This is a genomic window from Peptoniphilus sp. (genome assembly GCF_022767005.1).
Lineage (GTDB): Bacteria > Bacillota > Clostridia > Tissierellales > Peptoniphilaceae > Peptoniphilus_A.
Map to the genome: position 1 here is coordinate 1 of NZ_JALEOV010000025.1, position 15,401 is coordinate 15,401.

A 15,401-nucleotide genomic window follows, 5' to 3' on the forward strand; every position below is an offset into this window, starting at 1 on the left:
CCATATTTGAAAGTTACAAATTATTTAATGGGTTAAAGTAATATAATATTTTAAAAAAGCAGTTGACTTAATAAAGTTGACTGCTTTTAATTTTATTATCCATTAATATAATTATTGTCATTAGCTTGACACGAGAGGGAACAGCTGGATTTTTAATCGCTGCTATGCATGATATGTTACAAAAAACAGATGATGATTTTGAAAAAAATAATATTAGAAAAAATCAACTTTTTGGAATAGAAGACCAATCCTATATGTTTACTATTGCCACTACTAATATGATTCTAAGAGGAGATGGAAAAAGTAATTTAGAAAACCGAGATTTCTTAAAACAAAATCCAGCAAAATTACAATTAAAAGGTTGCACAGTGGGAATGATGAATCCACCATACTCTCAAGGCTCTAAAGATAATCCTAATCTTTATGAAATATCATTCACTGAGCATCTATTAAAATCACTTGTGGAAGGAGCAAGAGTAGCAGTTATTGTACCTCAATCTACAATGACAGGAAAAACTAAATATGAAAAAGAAACAAAAGCTAATATTTTAAAAAAACATACTTTAGAAGGTGTAATAACTTTAAATAAAAATACTTTTTATGGTGTAGGAACAAATCCATGTATTGCTATATTTACTGCTGGTATCCCTCATCATAAGGATAAAATTTGTAAATTTATTAATTTTGAAGATGATGGTTTTGAAGTTGCAAAACACATTGGACTTGTTGAAACTCCATCAGCAAAAGATAAAAAGCAACATTTACTTGATGTATGGTTTGATAGAGTTGAAGCTGAAACAAAGTTTTGTGTAAGTACAACTATAGAAGCTGATGATGAGTGGCTACATTCTTTTTATTATTTTAATGATGAGATACCAACGGATGAAGATTTTAGAAACACAATAGCTGACTATATTACCTTTGAGGTTAATATGATTACTCATGGCAGAGAGTATCTTTTTGGAATAGAAGATGAAGACGATAAAGAAGATGAATTTTTTATTGATAAATCTTTATTAGCTGCTGAAGATGGTGAAGATTATGAAACAAAATAGATTATCACTTAATGATGTTGAGTGGGGAGAATTTAAGATAAAAGATATATTTACAGTTGAAAATTGTAAAGCATATCATAAAGAAAATTTAGAATGTGCAATATGTGGAACTCCTTATATAACAAGAACCTCATTAAACAATGGACTTGATGATATAATTAAAAATAATAAGAATTATAAAATTAATAGAAGCAATTCTATTAGTTTAGGAGCCGAAAATGCAGATTTTTTTTATCAGGAATTTAAATATATTACAGGAAATAAGATGTATAGCATCTACAATAAGAATATTAATAAGTCAATAGGCTTGTTTTTAGTTCAAACATTTAGGACAAGCATTAAAAATTGTGGCTTTGGCTATGGGAAGGGATTAACGGGAACCAGATTTAAAGATAGAATAGTTTTATTACCTATTGATAGAGATAAAAATCCTAATTGGCAATTTATGGAAGACTATATCAAGCAAGAGCAAAAAGAAATTGCACAAAAAGTTATAAATTATTATGAACAAAAAATGCTTGAAACTTCTTTCGATCTAGTGGGACTTGAAGATGTTGAGTGGAAAGAATTTAATTTCAATGATGTATTTAGAAAAATACAAAGAGGAAAAAGACTTAAAAAAGATGACCATATAGATGGAAATACGCCTTATATTTCTTCAACATCTTTAAATAATGGATTAGATGGATTTATTGGAAATGATGAAAAGGTAAGAAAATTTAAAAACAATTTAACCCTTGCAAATAGTGGAAGTGTTGGTTCTTGTTTTTATCATGAATATGAATATATAGCAAGCGATCATGTTACCTCCTTAACCTTAGATAAGGCTGATAAATATATTTATCTATTTATGGCTACAATAGTAAAAAGACTCGAAGAAAAATATTCTTTCAATCGAGAAATAAATGATAAAAGAATAAAAAACGAAAAATTTATTCTCCCAACAGATAAAAATGGAGAACCTCACTGGGAGTATATGAGTCAATTTATGCAAAAAATAGAAACTGAAAAGCTCGAAAAAGTGCTTGAATATATATATATATATATATATAGGTTAGCCATTTCTTATGAGAAAAAATTGCTACCACTTAATAAAAAAGAATGGAAAGAATTTTGGCTTGAAGATATTGTTACTCTTAAATCTGGTAAAGATATTTACGAAAGAGAAAGAATAGATGGAAATACCCCTTATGTAACAGCAACCGCTCAAAATAATGGCATAGGTTATTTTGTTGAAAATAAAAATAAAACTATAGAAGAAAAAGCAATTAGTGTAAATCGTAATGGATCTGTTGGTTATGCTTTTTATCATGAATACAAAGCATTATATGGAAATGATACAAGAAAGTTAATTCCTAAATATAGAAATAAATATGTTTCTTTATTTTTAACATCAGTTATTACTAAACAGAAAGAAAAATATGGGTATGGCTATAAAATGGGAACTGGAAGACTTAAAAGACAAAAAATACTGTTACCTATAGATGGATTAGGACATATTGACTTTGATTATATGAAAAAATATATGCAAGTAAAGGAGATAAAAGAGCAATACAAAATTCTAAACTATTATCAATCAAATAAATAAGTAAGTATATAATTGATCAATAATATAATCAGATAGAAGGAGGTTATATGGGTAGGTCAATTTCAAATGAATTATTAGACAAGTCAAAAGAAGCGATGGTTTCAGCTGTACAAATTTATAATAATCCTTCAATTAAGTTTAAGTCAGAAATGTTTATCATAACTGCTATTATTTCATGGACTTATCTTATGCATGCTTATTATAGAAAGCGTGGGATAGATTACAGATACTATAAGATGAATGGTAAGCAAAAAAGATATGATAGAACAAAAAATGGAGCTTACAAACATTGGGAACTTGAAAGGTGTATTGATGACAAAAAGTCTCCACTTGATAAAGGAACTGCAAATAATCTAAAGTTTTTAATAGGAATAAGACATGAGATTGAACATCAGAAGACAGACAATATTGATGAATACATTGGAGCTAAATTACAAGCTTGTGCTTTAAATTATAATAAAGAATTAACTAAAATGTTTGGCAAAAAGCATAGTATAAGAGATAACTTAAGCCTAGCAATACAATTTTCACCTCTTTCACCAGAACAAGAAGAATTATTAAGAGATGAAGCTAATATTAATATTCCTATTAATGTTAGAAATTTTATTACAGAGTTCGAATCTGATTTAGACGATGAGGAATTAAAATCTTTATCATATTCCTATAAAATAGTATACGTACCTGTTTCTGTAAATAGAGCTAATCAGGCAGATAGAGCTATTGAGTTTGTACCAGCAAGTAGTGTTGATGCAAAAGACGTTGAACGAGTATTATTAAAAAGTGTAGAAAAAAAGAAATATCGTCCTAGCGAAATAGTAAATAAAATGAAAGATGAAGGTTTTTCAAAATTCTCTATGCATTATCATACACAATTATGGAAATCACGTGATGGAAGAAATCCTAAATATAATTTTGGTGTCTGGGTTTCAGGACAATGGTATTGGTATGAAAATTGGGTTAATGAAGTTAGAAATTACTGTGTAAAAAATAAATTTTAATTCCGGTACTGGGACTGGAACGGGACAAAAAGTTTAAAAATGTCCTATAATTAAACGAATTTAATGAGATACAAAAAATTAAAAGTCTGTATTTTGAATGGTTTCATACCATTCGTACTTTTGCAAAAGAAGAGTGGGAATAGTTCCAAAAAATAATAAACAATATAAATTCAATTGCTATATAAGATTAAAAACTGCAACTGGGATTAAAATGTCCGACTGGTACTCAAATGGTATTTGCAGTCAAAAAAGAATAAACTGAATAATAGTTCCAAGTGATTTACACTTGGGCATGAATAAGGGGCTTTTGCAAAAGTCCCTTATTTATGGGAAATTAAGTTTAACATTAGACAAAGATAAAGCAATATTATATTTTCTAAATTTGCAAAGCTATAAAAAATATATATTATAATAGATAATAGGGTACTTAGCTCTGTAATATCAATGTGTGTATTGTTTTATTAACAGCAGGATTCAATTCAGGATAGTGTATAAAAATCACAGTACCTTTATTTATAATAATTGTGATTTTAACATTTGTATTGTTTAGTCTATCTTTTTATGTAGGTTTATACCAAGGGCTTAAGGTGTAAAGAGCTTGGATGCTGCTAGAGGATTATCGTATTATTTATTTTCATAGTAGAATTAATATTAGCTATAAAGACATTTTTACATATGATATTGTCGAATGAAAATAAAACTAGATGGTTTAGGAGTAATTAAATGATTAATTTAGACAGAACCTTAACAATAGAGGAAGCAATAAAAATAATAAATGGTAGAGAGAAGATAGATTTTAGTGAAAAGGCTATTAATAGAGTAAAGAAATCTTCTAGATTAATAGAAGAAGCTATAGAAAGTGATAGACCTATATATGGTGTAACAACAGGACTTGGAGCTAATAGCAACAGAAACATTTCTCTTGAAAGTGCAAAAATATATCAAGAAAAAATTTTAATGTCCCATGCTGTATCAGTTGGAGAACCTTTAAATGAGCAACAGACAAGAGCAATAATGCTTATGATTATTTTGAATGGCATAAAAGGATATAGTGGAGTTAGAATTAGTACGCTTGAGTTTTATAAAGAAATGTTAAATAAAAATTTATATCCATTTGTCCCATCAAAGGGATCTGTTGGCTATTTAAATCTTGAAGCACATATAGGACTTGCAGCGATAGGAAAGGGAAAGTTTTACAAAGATGGAAAGTTTGTAGATTCTAAAGAAGTTTTATCTGAACTAAATATTAAACCATTAGAATTATCATATAAAGAAGCTCTTTTTTTAATATCTGGGACAACATCTGTAACGGCATTTGCAATTTTAGCTATTAATGATATGAAAATTTTATTTGAAAATTATAAACTAATATCTGCAATGGAAATAGAAGTAAGTTGTGCAACGACAAGGTTTTTAGACAAAAGACTTATGTCGGTAAGAAAACAAATAGAGCAAAAAAATATAGCACAAGATATTTTAGATATATTAGAAGGTTCAGAAATATGTAAATACTATTATGATAAATCATTGCAAAATGCACTTTCAATTAGATGTATTCCTCAGTTAATGGGTCCTGTTCTTAAGAAAATAAATGAGGCAGAAGAAACAGTTTTAAGAGAGATGAATTCTTGTACTGATAACCCAATCTTATATCAAGATTTAGATGAATTTGAAGTAATATCAGGTTGTAATGCTGATTCATCATATATTGGTCTTGAAATGGACTGTTGTTGTATTGCAATGACAATGCTTGCTAAAATGAGTGAGCGAAGGACATTTCGATTACTAGATAGTTCACTTTCCAATAAACCAGCTTTTTTAGTCGAAGGCAATGGCGAGGATTCAGGACTTATGATTGTTCAGTATACACAAGCAGGGATTTTAAATGAAATGAGAATAAATTCTACTCCAGGTATAATAGATAATATTCCAACATCTGCAAATCAAGAAGATTATGTTGCTATGGGATTTAATTCTTCAAAAAAAATTTTAAAACAGATAGAAAATTTAAGATATATTATGGCAATTGAGTTACTTGTAATTTATCAAGCAAATAGATTTAACGATCCAAACTTAAAACGTAGTGAAATTACAAATAAAATATATCAAAAATTAAAATTCATACCTGAATTAAAAGAGGATTATAAATTTCATCCATATATTGAGAGATTAAATGAAATGCTAAAAGAAAAGTTAATATAATAATTCAACAAAAGTCTTCCACTTAAATGTACTTAATTTAAATATTAAAGAAGGAGTTTAAAAATCAATATAAGTACAAGAAAATATTAGACAAGTTATAAAAATGTATTTTATTATTAAATAAATTGCTTGTAATGGATAAGCTATCCTAAATAGGACAAATTAAAACAAAAAATGATATAGTATAAATAGAGGTATCATGAGGTATTGTAATGGCAAAACATTATGAGGAAGAAAAAAACAATTAGTAAAAATTAGATAGGATCAAATATTTTTACAACTATCGATATTTTTTTAGGATAGAATATAATTTTTGCATCTATCATAATAAAAAATTTGAATTTTTAAGTCAAGAGTAAAGACTACACACTGATCTTTAAAGCAGCTCTTGACAAAAATCTTCAAATTTTTTTTAAACTAGATAATTAGGCAAAAAGAAAGATTTTGATGAATCTCGACCTTTTAGTCTAATTGTGACAAAACATAGGTCATAAATATTTAAACTATTAGAATTTCATAATAAAAGTATATTTTTTGATTTTAGAAAAAATATCAGCTCACATCCTGTCGAAAGAGCTGATACACAAAACTTTTTACATACTCAATTAAATTATTTTTCCATAAGAAATTTTAAATTTTTTTCAACTAAATTTATCCCTTTTTGATAGGCACTAAGATAATATTTAAGTATAAGATTTAATGTAGTTTCAGAATAACTGTAAAGTTCTCCTTTGAAATAATTTTCTATTGTTGTATTAGCAGCACTTTGTGATGAATCGTATAAGTCTCGGTTATTGTCTAAAAGTTTGGGTTCATTTTTTCTAACATCTTCTTCCCAGTACATATAAATAAGCATTATAGAATTCACCAAGGTGTTTTTGCGTTTTGAAATATTTGGAAGAAATTTTTTTATTTTATTAAAATATTCAGGTTCAGAATACTGCATCATATAAGCATATTTTTCTGTAAGTAAATTTCTATTATCTTTCTTAGCACTGATTAAATCACTTAAGTAAGAAGTTAGTATTATGTCATTGTATATACTCCAGTAACAAAGTCGAGAGTATATAAATGTAAAAGAATTATCCTGGCAAAAAGCCCTTTTACCTATATTATTTACGTTAGTAAAAAAGTTCCATTCATTGATTACAATTTTTTTAAGAGTTTCATCTCTTTTTTTTGGTATTGAATCGTTTTTCATATTTATCCTACTTTATCCATGTATCTTCATTTTTCAATTCGATATTATTTATTCTTTGTGCAATTTCAAAAGAATGATATTTTAAAAAGTCAGCATGAGAGTTTGAAAGTTTAACCTTATTTAAGTATTTTACTAATTTTTCACATAACTCTTCAATGATTTTGATTTTCTTTAAAGATTCATTAACATCATTATAGGACAACAAAATATCAAATTTTGAGCAAGTATATTCTCCAAGTAAAGGTAATGATTTTAAAGAGCTATATTGCCATTTATAGAAAGGCATATATTTTTTATTTATAAGATGTATAAACTCACAATAATATTGTAAGAATTCACTAAGGGCAATTTGCGCTCCCATTAGATTATTTCTTTTTAAACATCTTGGATAATTGTATTGACCTGATTGGGCAATTTTATTGCAAAGGTAAGCTAATTTTTTTAAAACTAAATCTTTTGGATAATAAGCTAAAAGCCTCTGCCTAATATAAGAAAATTTGCCATAGTTATCTTCAAATACTTTTCCATTTGTAGCAACTGATAAAAGATCTTGAGGTACTTTTCTAAATTCATTTAAAGTTAAAGGACCTTTTTCAAAAAGAGTATAATATTTGTAAAAATCTTCTATTGAAATAATTTTTATAACTCCATCTCCTAAATTAATTTCATTTACAGGAACGTGGCTCATAATATCTTTAGGTAAGAACCAAGAGCATTTTTTGATAAAATCATGATCCCGAGATATTTCATCATCAAAGCCGTAACATTCAGAACCTTCTCCAATTAAACCAAAAGCAGAGTATCTAAAAAGATCGGGGTAATTTTTTAAAACGAAAGGCTTTACTTCATTTAAATAAAAATCTTCTGATATTTCGAGACCTTTTTTTAAATTTTTGCCAGCAGCATCAAATGTTAAAACAGTATCTGATTTTTTTTCGATAAAATTTAAATTGCTTTCTATATTTTTATAAGCTTCACTTTCTTTTCCATAAGTATTTCCTATAATTTTTTTAGATATTATATAAAGAGATTTACTTTTTTCAATATCACCTATATTAAAATAATATTTTGCAAGGTTGTTGAGTACACTTGCATAAAGTGGGTTATTAGGGGAAATCTTACTTTCAAGAAAATCTTTAGCCTTAAAGATATATTCTTTTGCTTCACTAATTTTATTCAGCTTGAGAGAAACATCAAATAAATTATTATATGTAGTTGCAAGTTGAATGCTATGATGTGGGATACTTTTTAATATTTCTTCTGCTGATTTTAAAAGGTTATAGGCTTTTTCTGCATTATTATCTTCCAAATATAAAAGTGCTAAATTATTTGCATTTGATGCATAAGAGTAGTTGTATAAGTTTAAAACTTCATATATTGAATTAGCTTCTTCAAATAGTCTAATAGCTTCTTTTTTATTTGAGTTCATTCTATAAGCATTTGCCAAATTCATAATTGTATTTGCATAGGCTTCAGAATTCGTATCAAAATATTTTTCGAATATTGTTTTAGCAAGATTTAAACTCTTTATGCTCTTTTCGTAATTCCCTGTATTTCTAAGTGCTCCGCCATAGTCATTTAAAACTTCGATTAATTTTTTATTGTCCTTGTTTTCAAAGGCCAAGTTTATAGCCTCCTCTATTATAGGAAGCATTTCCATTTCTCGTCCATCTCTTAAAAGAGAATGGTATTTTTTTTGTAAATTTTCAAGTTTTTCTAAATACATTTTATTATTTCTCCTACTGGATTTTCAATTATTTCAATAGCAACTATATCATTATTAGGTAAATTATTTAATATGGCAGTTTTAGAACTTTGAAGATTTGAAAGTAGTCCGTTAAATACAGAAATACTTTTGCCAAAAAGACCAATGCGAAATTCAAGTTTTACTAACTCTATGTTAGCTTCTTTAACACATAAGTCAGATGCCTTCATTGCACAGATGCTATTTTTAAACTCACAAATCATAAAAGATGAAATATTCGTAGGTTTTTTTGTGGTATTGATTTTTTCGATTATTTCTTCATGAATATTAAGTATATAGATAGAAGAAATTTTTTTAGACTTAAAATATTTATTTATTTCTAATATATCGCTTTCATTTCCATTTAAGATAAATAGCATTCTTCCAGGACATACATTTTTAGATAAAAAAAGATCAACCGGATAATTTAGAAGAACATTATTCATTTCCTTGTAACCAGTGGCTATGCTCTGAAACTCAGCGAGTAAAAAAGAAGACAACATAAAATCACTCCTTTAATTTATTTTATGTAAATAAGAAATGGAATTCAATAAAGTTGAAGAAAATGTTTTGATATTACAATTAAAAGTTTGTTTTGAGTTATTTCTTACTAAAAATTTAAATTACGAAGATGACTATAACTAAAAGTTAATAAAACTACAAATTTAAAAGTCTTAATTTTACAATGCAATGGTTTGCATTTTATTTCATCATTCCGACACAGTATTATATAATTACTTCAAGCTTGATTAATACATAAGCACAAAATAAAAAAATAGGAGGTATTCTATGTTGGAAAAAGGGTTTTCACAACCTACAGAAAGAATTAAGAGATTAAGACAAGTAATAATCGATGCTGTACCAGTAGTTGAATCTGATAGAGCAAGATTAATAACTGAATCTTATAAGGAAACAGAAGGTCTTACAAATATTTTAAGAAGAGCAAAAGCTGTTGAAAAAATATTTAACGAACTTCCAGTTACTATTAGGGATGATGAATTAATAGTAGGTTCAATTACTGTTAATCCTAGATCGACAGGTCTTTGCCCAGAGTTCTCATATGAATGGGTTGAAGCAGAATTTGACACAATGGCAACTCGTATGGCAGATCCGTTTGTAATTCCAGAAAAAACTAAAAAAGAATTACACGAAATATTCAAATATTGGAAAGGTAAGACGACATATGATTATGCAACAAGCCTTATGAGTGACGAAGCTAAAGATTGCATGGCTAATGGGATCTTTACAGTTGGTAATTATTACTTTGGTGGTGTTGGTCATGTAAATGTAGATTATGAAAAGATCATTAAGTATGGTTTTAGAGGGGTTATAGAACAAACTGTAAAAGCTATGAATGATCTCGATGATTCTGATCCAATATCAATTCAAAAAATGCAATTCTACAAAGCTGTTATTATTTCTTACAACGCAGCAATTAATTTTGCACATAGATACGCTAAAAAAGCTGAAGAACTTGCAAATCAAGAAACAAATCCTCAAAGAAAGCAAGAACTTTTAAGAATTTCTTCAAATTGCATGAGAGTTCCCGAATATGGTGCTAGAGATTTCTGGGAAGCTTGTCAAGCATTCTGGTTCGTACAAATATTAGTACAAATTGAATCTAACGGACACTCAATTTCTCCAGGAAGATTTGACCAATATATGTATCCACCATATAAAAATGATAAAAATATTACAAAAGATTTTGCCCAAGAACTTATCGATTGTATATGGGTTAAATTAAATGATATTAACAAAACTCGTGATGAAGTTTCAGCTCAAGCTTTCGCTGGATATGCAGTATTCCAAAACCTATGTGTAGGGGGTGTAGATGGAGAAGGCGTAGATGCGACAAATGATATTTCTTATATGTGTATGGAAGCTGTAGCTCACGTTGCATTACCAGCACCTTCATTCTCAGTTAGAGTTCATCAAAATTCACCATATGAGTTCCTATTAAGAGCATGTGAAGTTTCTAGACTTGGATATGGTGTTCCTGCATTCTACAATGACGAAGTAATAATTCTTAACCTAGTATCTAGAGGAGTTAAACTTGAAGATGCAAGAGATTACTCAATCATCGGATGTGTAGAACCACAAGCTGGACATAGAACAGAAGGATGGCATGATGCTGCGTTCTTTAATATTGCAAAAGTACTTGAAATTGCACTTAACAATGGTAGATGTAATGGAAAACAACTTGGGCCTAAGACTGGCGAATTAGAAGATATGAAAAATATCGATGACATCTTTGATGCATATCAAAAACAAATGGAATACTTTGTTAAATATTTAGCTGAAGCTGATAACTGTGTTGACTATGCTCACGCAGCTAGAGGAAATCTACCTTTCATGTCAGCTATGGTTGATGATTGCATCAAGAGAGGGAAGTCAGTTCAATCTGGTGGAGCTATTTATAACTTCACAGGACCTCAAGCATTTGGTGTAGCTGACTCTGGAGACTCTTTATATGCAATATATAAGAATGTATTTGAAGACAAGAAAATTTCTCTAATAGATTTAAAACACGCTCTAGAAGAAAACTTTGGTTTATCAGATTCTCTAGTTCCAGGATGCGGATGTAATACTCAAACAGTTTCTGCTAAGGTTGGAGAAATGAACGAAGCTGAAATTTACGATGCAGTTAAAAAGATTCTTGCTTCTACTGGTTCTATAAATGTAGACGAGCTTGAAAGTAAATTAACTGGTGGAGATTATTTACAAGCTAATACTTGTGGATGTGGATCTGAACAAACTGGTCAATTTAAGACTATTCAAAAGATTCTTGATAATACAGAAAGCTTTGGTAACGACAATGAGCTTTGTGATAAATTTGCAATCAGAGCTGCTAAAATTTATTGCGATGAGGTTGACAAATATGTAAATCCAAGAGGAGGAGCATTCCAAGCAGGTATTTATCCGGTATCTGCAAATGTATTATTTGGTAAAGATGTAGGAGCACTTCCGGATGGTAGAGCGGCTCATACACCACTTGCTGATGGTGTAAGTCCAAGACAAGGTAAAGACTCTCATGGACCAACAGCTGCGGCAAACTCTGTAGCTAAGTTACCACACTTTCAAGCGTCAAATGGTACGCTTTATAATCAAAAATTCTCTCCAAAAGCCGTAGAAGGAGAAAAAGGACTAAAGAATTTCGTAGCTATTATTAGGTCTTACTTTGATCAAAAGGGTGCTCACGTTCAATTTAACGTTGTAGATAGGCAAACACTAATAGACGCTCAAGAACATCCAGAAGATCATAAAGACTTACTAGTACGTGTAGCTGGATATTCTGCTCACTTCGTAACATTAGCAAAAGAAGTTCAAGACGATATCATTAACAGAACAGAGCACATAATGTAAGGCAAAATTATAAGAAGAAATAGAACACAGTATGTAAGTGGAGGTGACTATGGATTCTATAAACTACAATGAAAAGGGCGTCGTATTTGATATACAAAGATATTCTATAAATGACGGTCCTGGAATTAGAACCATAGTATTTTTAAAAGGTTGTCCCTTGAGATGTATTTGGTGTTCGAACCCAGAATCACAAAGAAGAGAAAAAGAGCTTATGTTTAGAAGAATTCTTTGTATTCACTGTGGTCTTTGTATAAAAGCTTGCAAACAAGGTGCACTTGATGCAAATAACCTTAATTTTATAGATAGAGATAAGTGTATAATGTGTGAAGAGTGTGCTAATGTTTGTCCATCTAGTGCTCTAGAGGTTAAAGGTAAAGAGATGACAGTAGCTGAAGTTATTGAGGAACTTAAAAAAGATGAAAAATACTATATAAGTTCCAATGGCGGAGTTACATTATCAGGTGGCGAAGCAATGATGCAGGTGGGTTTTGCAAAAGAAATATTTAGAGCCTGCAAGGCAAGAGGTTGGCACACAGCAATAGAAACTGAAGGCTATGTTTCTGAAGAGGCAATAAGAGAGGTTATACCTCATGTAGATTTAGTTTTACTTGATATGAAAGCCAACAACGATGAGATACACAAAAAAGCGACTGGAGTAAGTAATAAGCTTATAAAGAAAAATGCAATGCTAATACAAAGTCTATCTGAAACGATTATAAGGGTGCCTACAGTCCCTGGAGTAAATGCTGATATGAAAGAGTTTGGAGATATTGTATCTTTTGTAAAGACTCTTCCAAATGTTAGAGAACTTCACATTTTACCATACCATAATTATGGAGAAGGTAAATATTATTTATTAGGTAGGGATTATGAATTATCTAATTTAGAAAAATTAGATAATGAATATGTAGATAAATTGAAGAAATTTGTAGAATCTAATGGCTTAGTATGCCAAGTTGGAGGCTAAGGAGATAGTATGGATAAAGAATTATTAGAAAAAATAATGGGGCAAGTTTCTAATGAATTAGGAATGGATAAAAAAGAATCTGTAGAAAATTGTTCTGGCACATGTAAAAAAGTAGATGTTACAGAATTTGTTGGAACATCAATTGGAGATACGATAGGTCTAGTAATAGCAAGCGTAGATCCACTATTAGTAGATAAATTGGACTTAGGAAAATATAAATCAATAGGAATTATTGGCTCAAGAACTGGAGCAGGTCCACAAATTATGGCGGTTGACGATGCTGTTAAAGCAACTAATACTGAAGTTGTTACAGTAGAACTACCAAGAGACACAAAGGGTGGAGCAGGACACGGATCTTTAATTTATATTGGAGCTGAAGATGTGTCTGATGCTAGACGTGCGGTTGAAATTGCACTAGACGTTCTTCCAAAATATTTTGGAGATGTTTATGAAAATGATGCAGGACACCTTGAATTTCAATACACTGCAAGAGCAAGCTATTGCCTAGAAAAATCTTTTGGAACACCAATTGGAAAGAGTTTTGGAATGGTAATAGGAGCTCCGGCAGCTATAGGTACAGTGCTTGCCGATGTAGCTGTTAAAGCAGCAAATGTTGAAGTAGTAGGATATTCTTCACCGGCACAGGGAACAAGTTTCTCAAACGAAGTTATACTAACTTTTACAGGAGATTCTGGAGCAGTTCGTCAAGCTGTTAAGGCTTCAATTGACGTTGGTAAAAAATTACTTGGTGCTTTAGGGGATGAACCTAAATCAACAACAAGTCCATATATTTAAAAATTAAAATCAGGAGGTAAATTATGAATTCAGACGCATTAGGAATGGTTGAAACAAAAGGTTTAGTAGGAGCAATAGAAGCTGCAGATGCTATGGTAAAGGCAGCTAATGTAAGTTTAGTAGGATATGAAAAGATTGGTTCTGGTTTAGTAACTGTAATGGTTAGAGGAGATGTAGGGGCAGTCAAAGCAGCCACTGATGCAGGGGCTGCATCAGCCAGAGTTGTTGGTGAAGTTGTTTCCGTTCATGTAATCCCAAGACCACATACTGACACTGAAAAAATTATTCCTCATTTCGACAAATAATATTAAGCCATAAACATTTTTGAAAAGTTAAAATACGACTTTGTATTTTAACTTTTCTATTCATATGACATAGGTGATTTAATGAATATAAATAGAGAAGAATTTGAAGAAATATTAAAGAAAATAATTCTTCAAATGTCCAATAAAAAAAGAATTAACTTTATATTCTCAAATCCATGGGATAATAGATATTTTGTAGCCCTTGATGCGATAAAGACACTTAATATAAATAAGAGTTGTGTTATTAGCAAGAAGTTAAGTGATTGCTATATAAATAAAATCAGTAATTATCTCAAATGGGATGAGATAATTTATCTGGATTGTGAAAAATTAGATCAAATTGCAGAAAATGATGCTTTTTTCCTTAATATAAAATTAAAAAACATTGTAAATGTAATTTTATTTAACGAAGACGAATTAGAGTCTAAGTTAGTTATGAAGCTTTTTGAAAATGGCAAAGATGTATATTTATGGAAAGAAACAGTTAAAAAGGTAACTGGTAGAGAACCTAAAAGATATATCGACAAATTATTAGGATATTATGACGAAATTTTAAGTTACGGAGTAAAAATAGTTGACATAGAGGAAGTGAATAAGTATGAATAGAGCACTAGGACTTGTTGAAGTAATAGGTCTTACAAATGCCATTATTGTTGCTGACACAATGCTTAAGGCGGCAAATATAAAAATGGAAAACATTGAAATTACAAAAGGTATGGGGTTTGTTACTGTAAAAGTTTCAGGAGATGTTGGAGCTGTTAAAGCTGCTGTAGATTCTGGGAAAAGTTTAGCTATTTCATTCGATAAATTCGTTTCATCAAAAGTTATACCAAGACCTGCCAGTGGACTTGATATTGTATTTGATTTAGATAGGGAAAATAGAGAAGAAAAAAGCTTTAAGCCAATAAAAGAAGATAAAAGAGAAACAGTTAATAAAAAAGAAATAAAAACAACTTTAAATGCAGGTGAATCTAAAACTACTGCAAAACTTAAAACCAAGCCTCAATCAAAAGACGTGGAAAAACCAGTAGCTAAAAAAGAAATAAAAGAAGTTAAACCTGAAGCTAAAGCTGAAAAGAAAGCAAGTGTTAAAGAAAAAAGCATGGAAGTAGATAATAATGATAAAAAAATCGATGAAAAAAATTTAGAAGAGGAATCGGATAATACTAAAAGATAAAATTCT

Annotated in this window: 13 protein-coding genes; 10 read left to right on the forward strand and 3 right to left on the reverse strand. The window is 29.6% G+C overall.

From position 1 onward, the window contains the following. Window positions 1–125 precede the first annotated feature (125 nt). The 4 genes from MR285_RS01840 to MR285_RS01855 all read left to right on the forward strand — a co-directional run bounded on the left by MR285_RS01840 (window position 126) and on the right by MR285_RS01855 (window position 5,843). Window positions 126–1,055 (forward strand): N-6 DNA methylase, encoded by a 930-nt coding sequence (locus MR285_RS01840; protein WP_293557475.1) that lies wholly within the window; start codon window positions 126–128, stop codon window positions 1,053–1,055. Further along, a complete protein-coding gene (locus MR285_RS01845) occupies window positions 1,042–2,643 on the forward strand; it encodes a restriction endonuclease subunit S (RefSeq protein ID WP_293557476.1) in 1,602 nt (533 codons plus the stop codon). The genes MR285_RS01840 and MR285_RS01845 overlap by 14 nt, the downstream gene beginning before the upstream one ends. Window positions 2,644–2,690: 47 nt before the next feature. After that, window positions 2,691–3,641 (forward strand): DUF3644 domain-containing protein, encoded by a 951-nt coding sequence (locus MR285_RS01850; protein ID WP_293557477.1) that lies wholly within the window; start codon window positions 2,691–2,693, stop codon window positions 3,639–3,641. Between the two features lie 723 nt (window positions 3,642–4,364). After that, on the forward strand, window positions 4,365–5,843 hold the full coding sequence (locus MR285_RS01855) for a histidine ammonia-lyase (RefSeq protein ID WP_293557478.1): 1,479 nt from the start codon (window positions 4,365–4,367) through the stop codon (window positions 5,841–5,843). A 610-nt stretch (window positions 5,844–6,453) separates the two neighbouring features. Here MR285_RS01855 and MR285_RS01860 read toward each other — a convergent pair. From MR285_RS01860 to MR285_RS01870, 3 genes are read right to left on the reverse strand one after another with little or no spacing between them, the layout of a single operon-like run. After that, complete coding sequence (locus tag MR285_RS01860) at window positions 6,454–7,044, reverse strand: DUF4125 family protein (RefSeq protein ID WP_293557479.1); 591 nt, start codon at window positions 7,042–7,044, stop codon at window positions 6,454–6,456. Window positions 7,045–7,051: 7 nt separating this feature from the next. After that, a complete protein-coding gene (locus MR285_RS01865) occupies window positions 7,052–8,770 on the reverse strand; it encodes a DUF4037 domain-containing protein (RefSeq protein ID WP_293557480.1) in 1,719 nt (572 codons plus the stop codon). Then, window positions 8,761–9,291: a BMC domain-containing protein gene (locus MR285_RS01870; RefSeq protein ID WP_293557481.1), complete on the reverse strand. Its 531-nt coding sequence runs from the start codon at window positions 9,289–9,291 to the stop codon at window positions 8,761–8,763. The genes MR285_RS01865 and MR285_RS01870 overlap by 10 nt, the downstream gene beginning before the upstream one ends. Window positions 9,292–9,577: 286 nt before the next feature. Here MR285_RS01870 and MR285_RS01875 point away from each other — a divergent pair, with 286 nt between their 5' ends. From MR285_RS01875 to MR285_RS01900, 6 genes are all read left to right on the forward strand, one after another. Continuing rightward, complete coding sequence (locus tag MR285_RS01875) at window positions 9,578–12,151, forward strand: glycyl radical protein (protein ID WP_293557482.1); 2,574 nt, start codon at window positions 9,578–9,580, stop codon at window positions 12,149–12,151. A gap of 49 nt (window positions 12,152–12,200) precedes the next feature. Next, window positions 12,201–13,118 (forward strand): glycyl-radical enzyme activating protein, encoded by a 918-nt coding sequence (locus MR285_RS01880; RefSeq protein ID WP_075660159.1) that lies wholly within the window; start codon window positions 12,201–12,203, stop codon window positions 13,116–13,118. A 9-nt stretch (window positions 13,119–13,127) separates the two neighbouring features. Further along, entirely contained in the window at window positions 13,128–13,913 is a 786-nt protein-coding gene (gene pduB / locus MR285_RS01885) for a propanediol utilization microcompartment protein PduB (protein WP_075660160.1), read from the forward strand. Between the two features lie 23 nt (window positions 13,914–13,936). Then, window positions 13,937–14,218, forward strand: coding sequence for a propanediol utilization microcompartment protein PduA (gene pduA, locus MR285_RS01890; protein WP_075660161.1), 282 nt, complete (start codon window positions 13,937–13,939; stop codon window positions 14,216–14,218). A gap of 81 nt (window positions 14,219–14,299) precedes the next feature. Beyond that, complete coding sequence (locus MR285_RS01895; protein ID WP_075660162.1) at window positions 14,300–14,824, forward strand: hypothetical protein; 525 nt, start codon at window positions 14,300–14,302, stop codon at window positions 14,822–14,824. Beyond that, entirely contained in the window at window positions 14,817–15,395 is a 579-nt protein-coding gene (locus MR285_RS01900) for a BMC domain-containing protein (RefSeq protein ID WP_075660163.1), read from the forward strand. Before MR285_RS01895 ends, MR285_RS01900 begins: the two co-directional genes overlap by 8 nt. The last annotated feature ends 6 nt before the right edge of the window (window positions 15,396–15,401 follow it).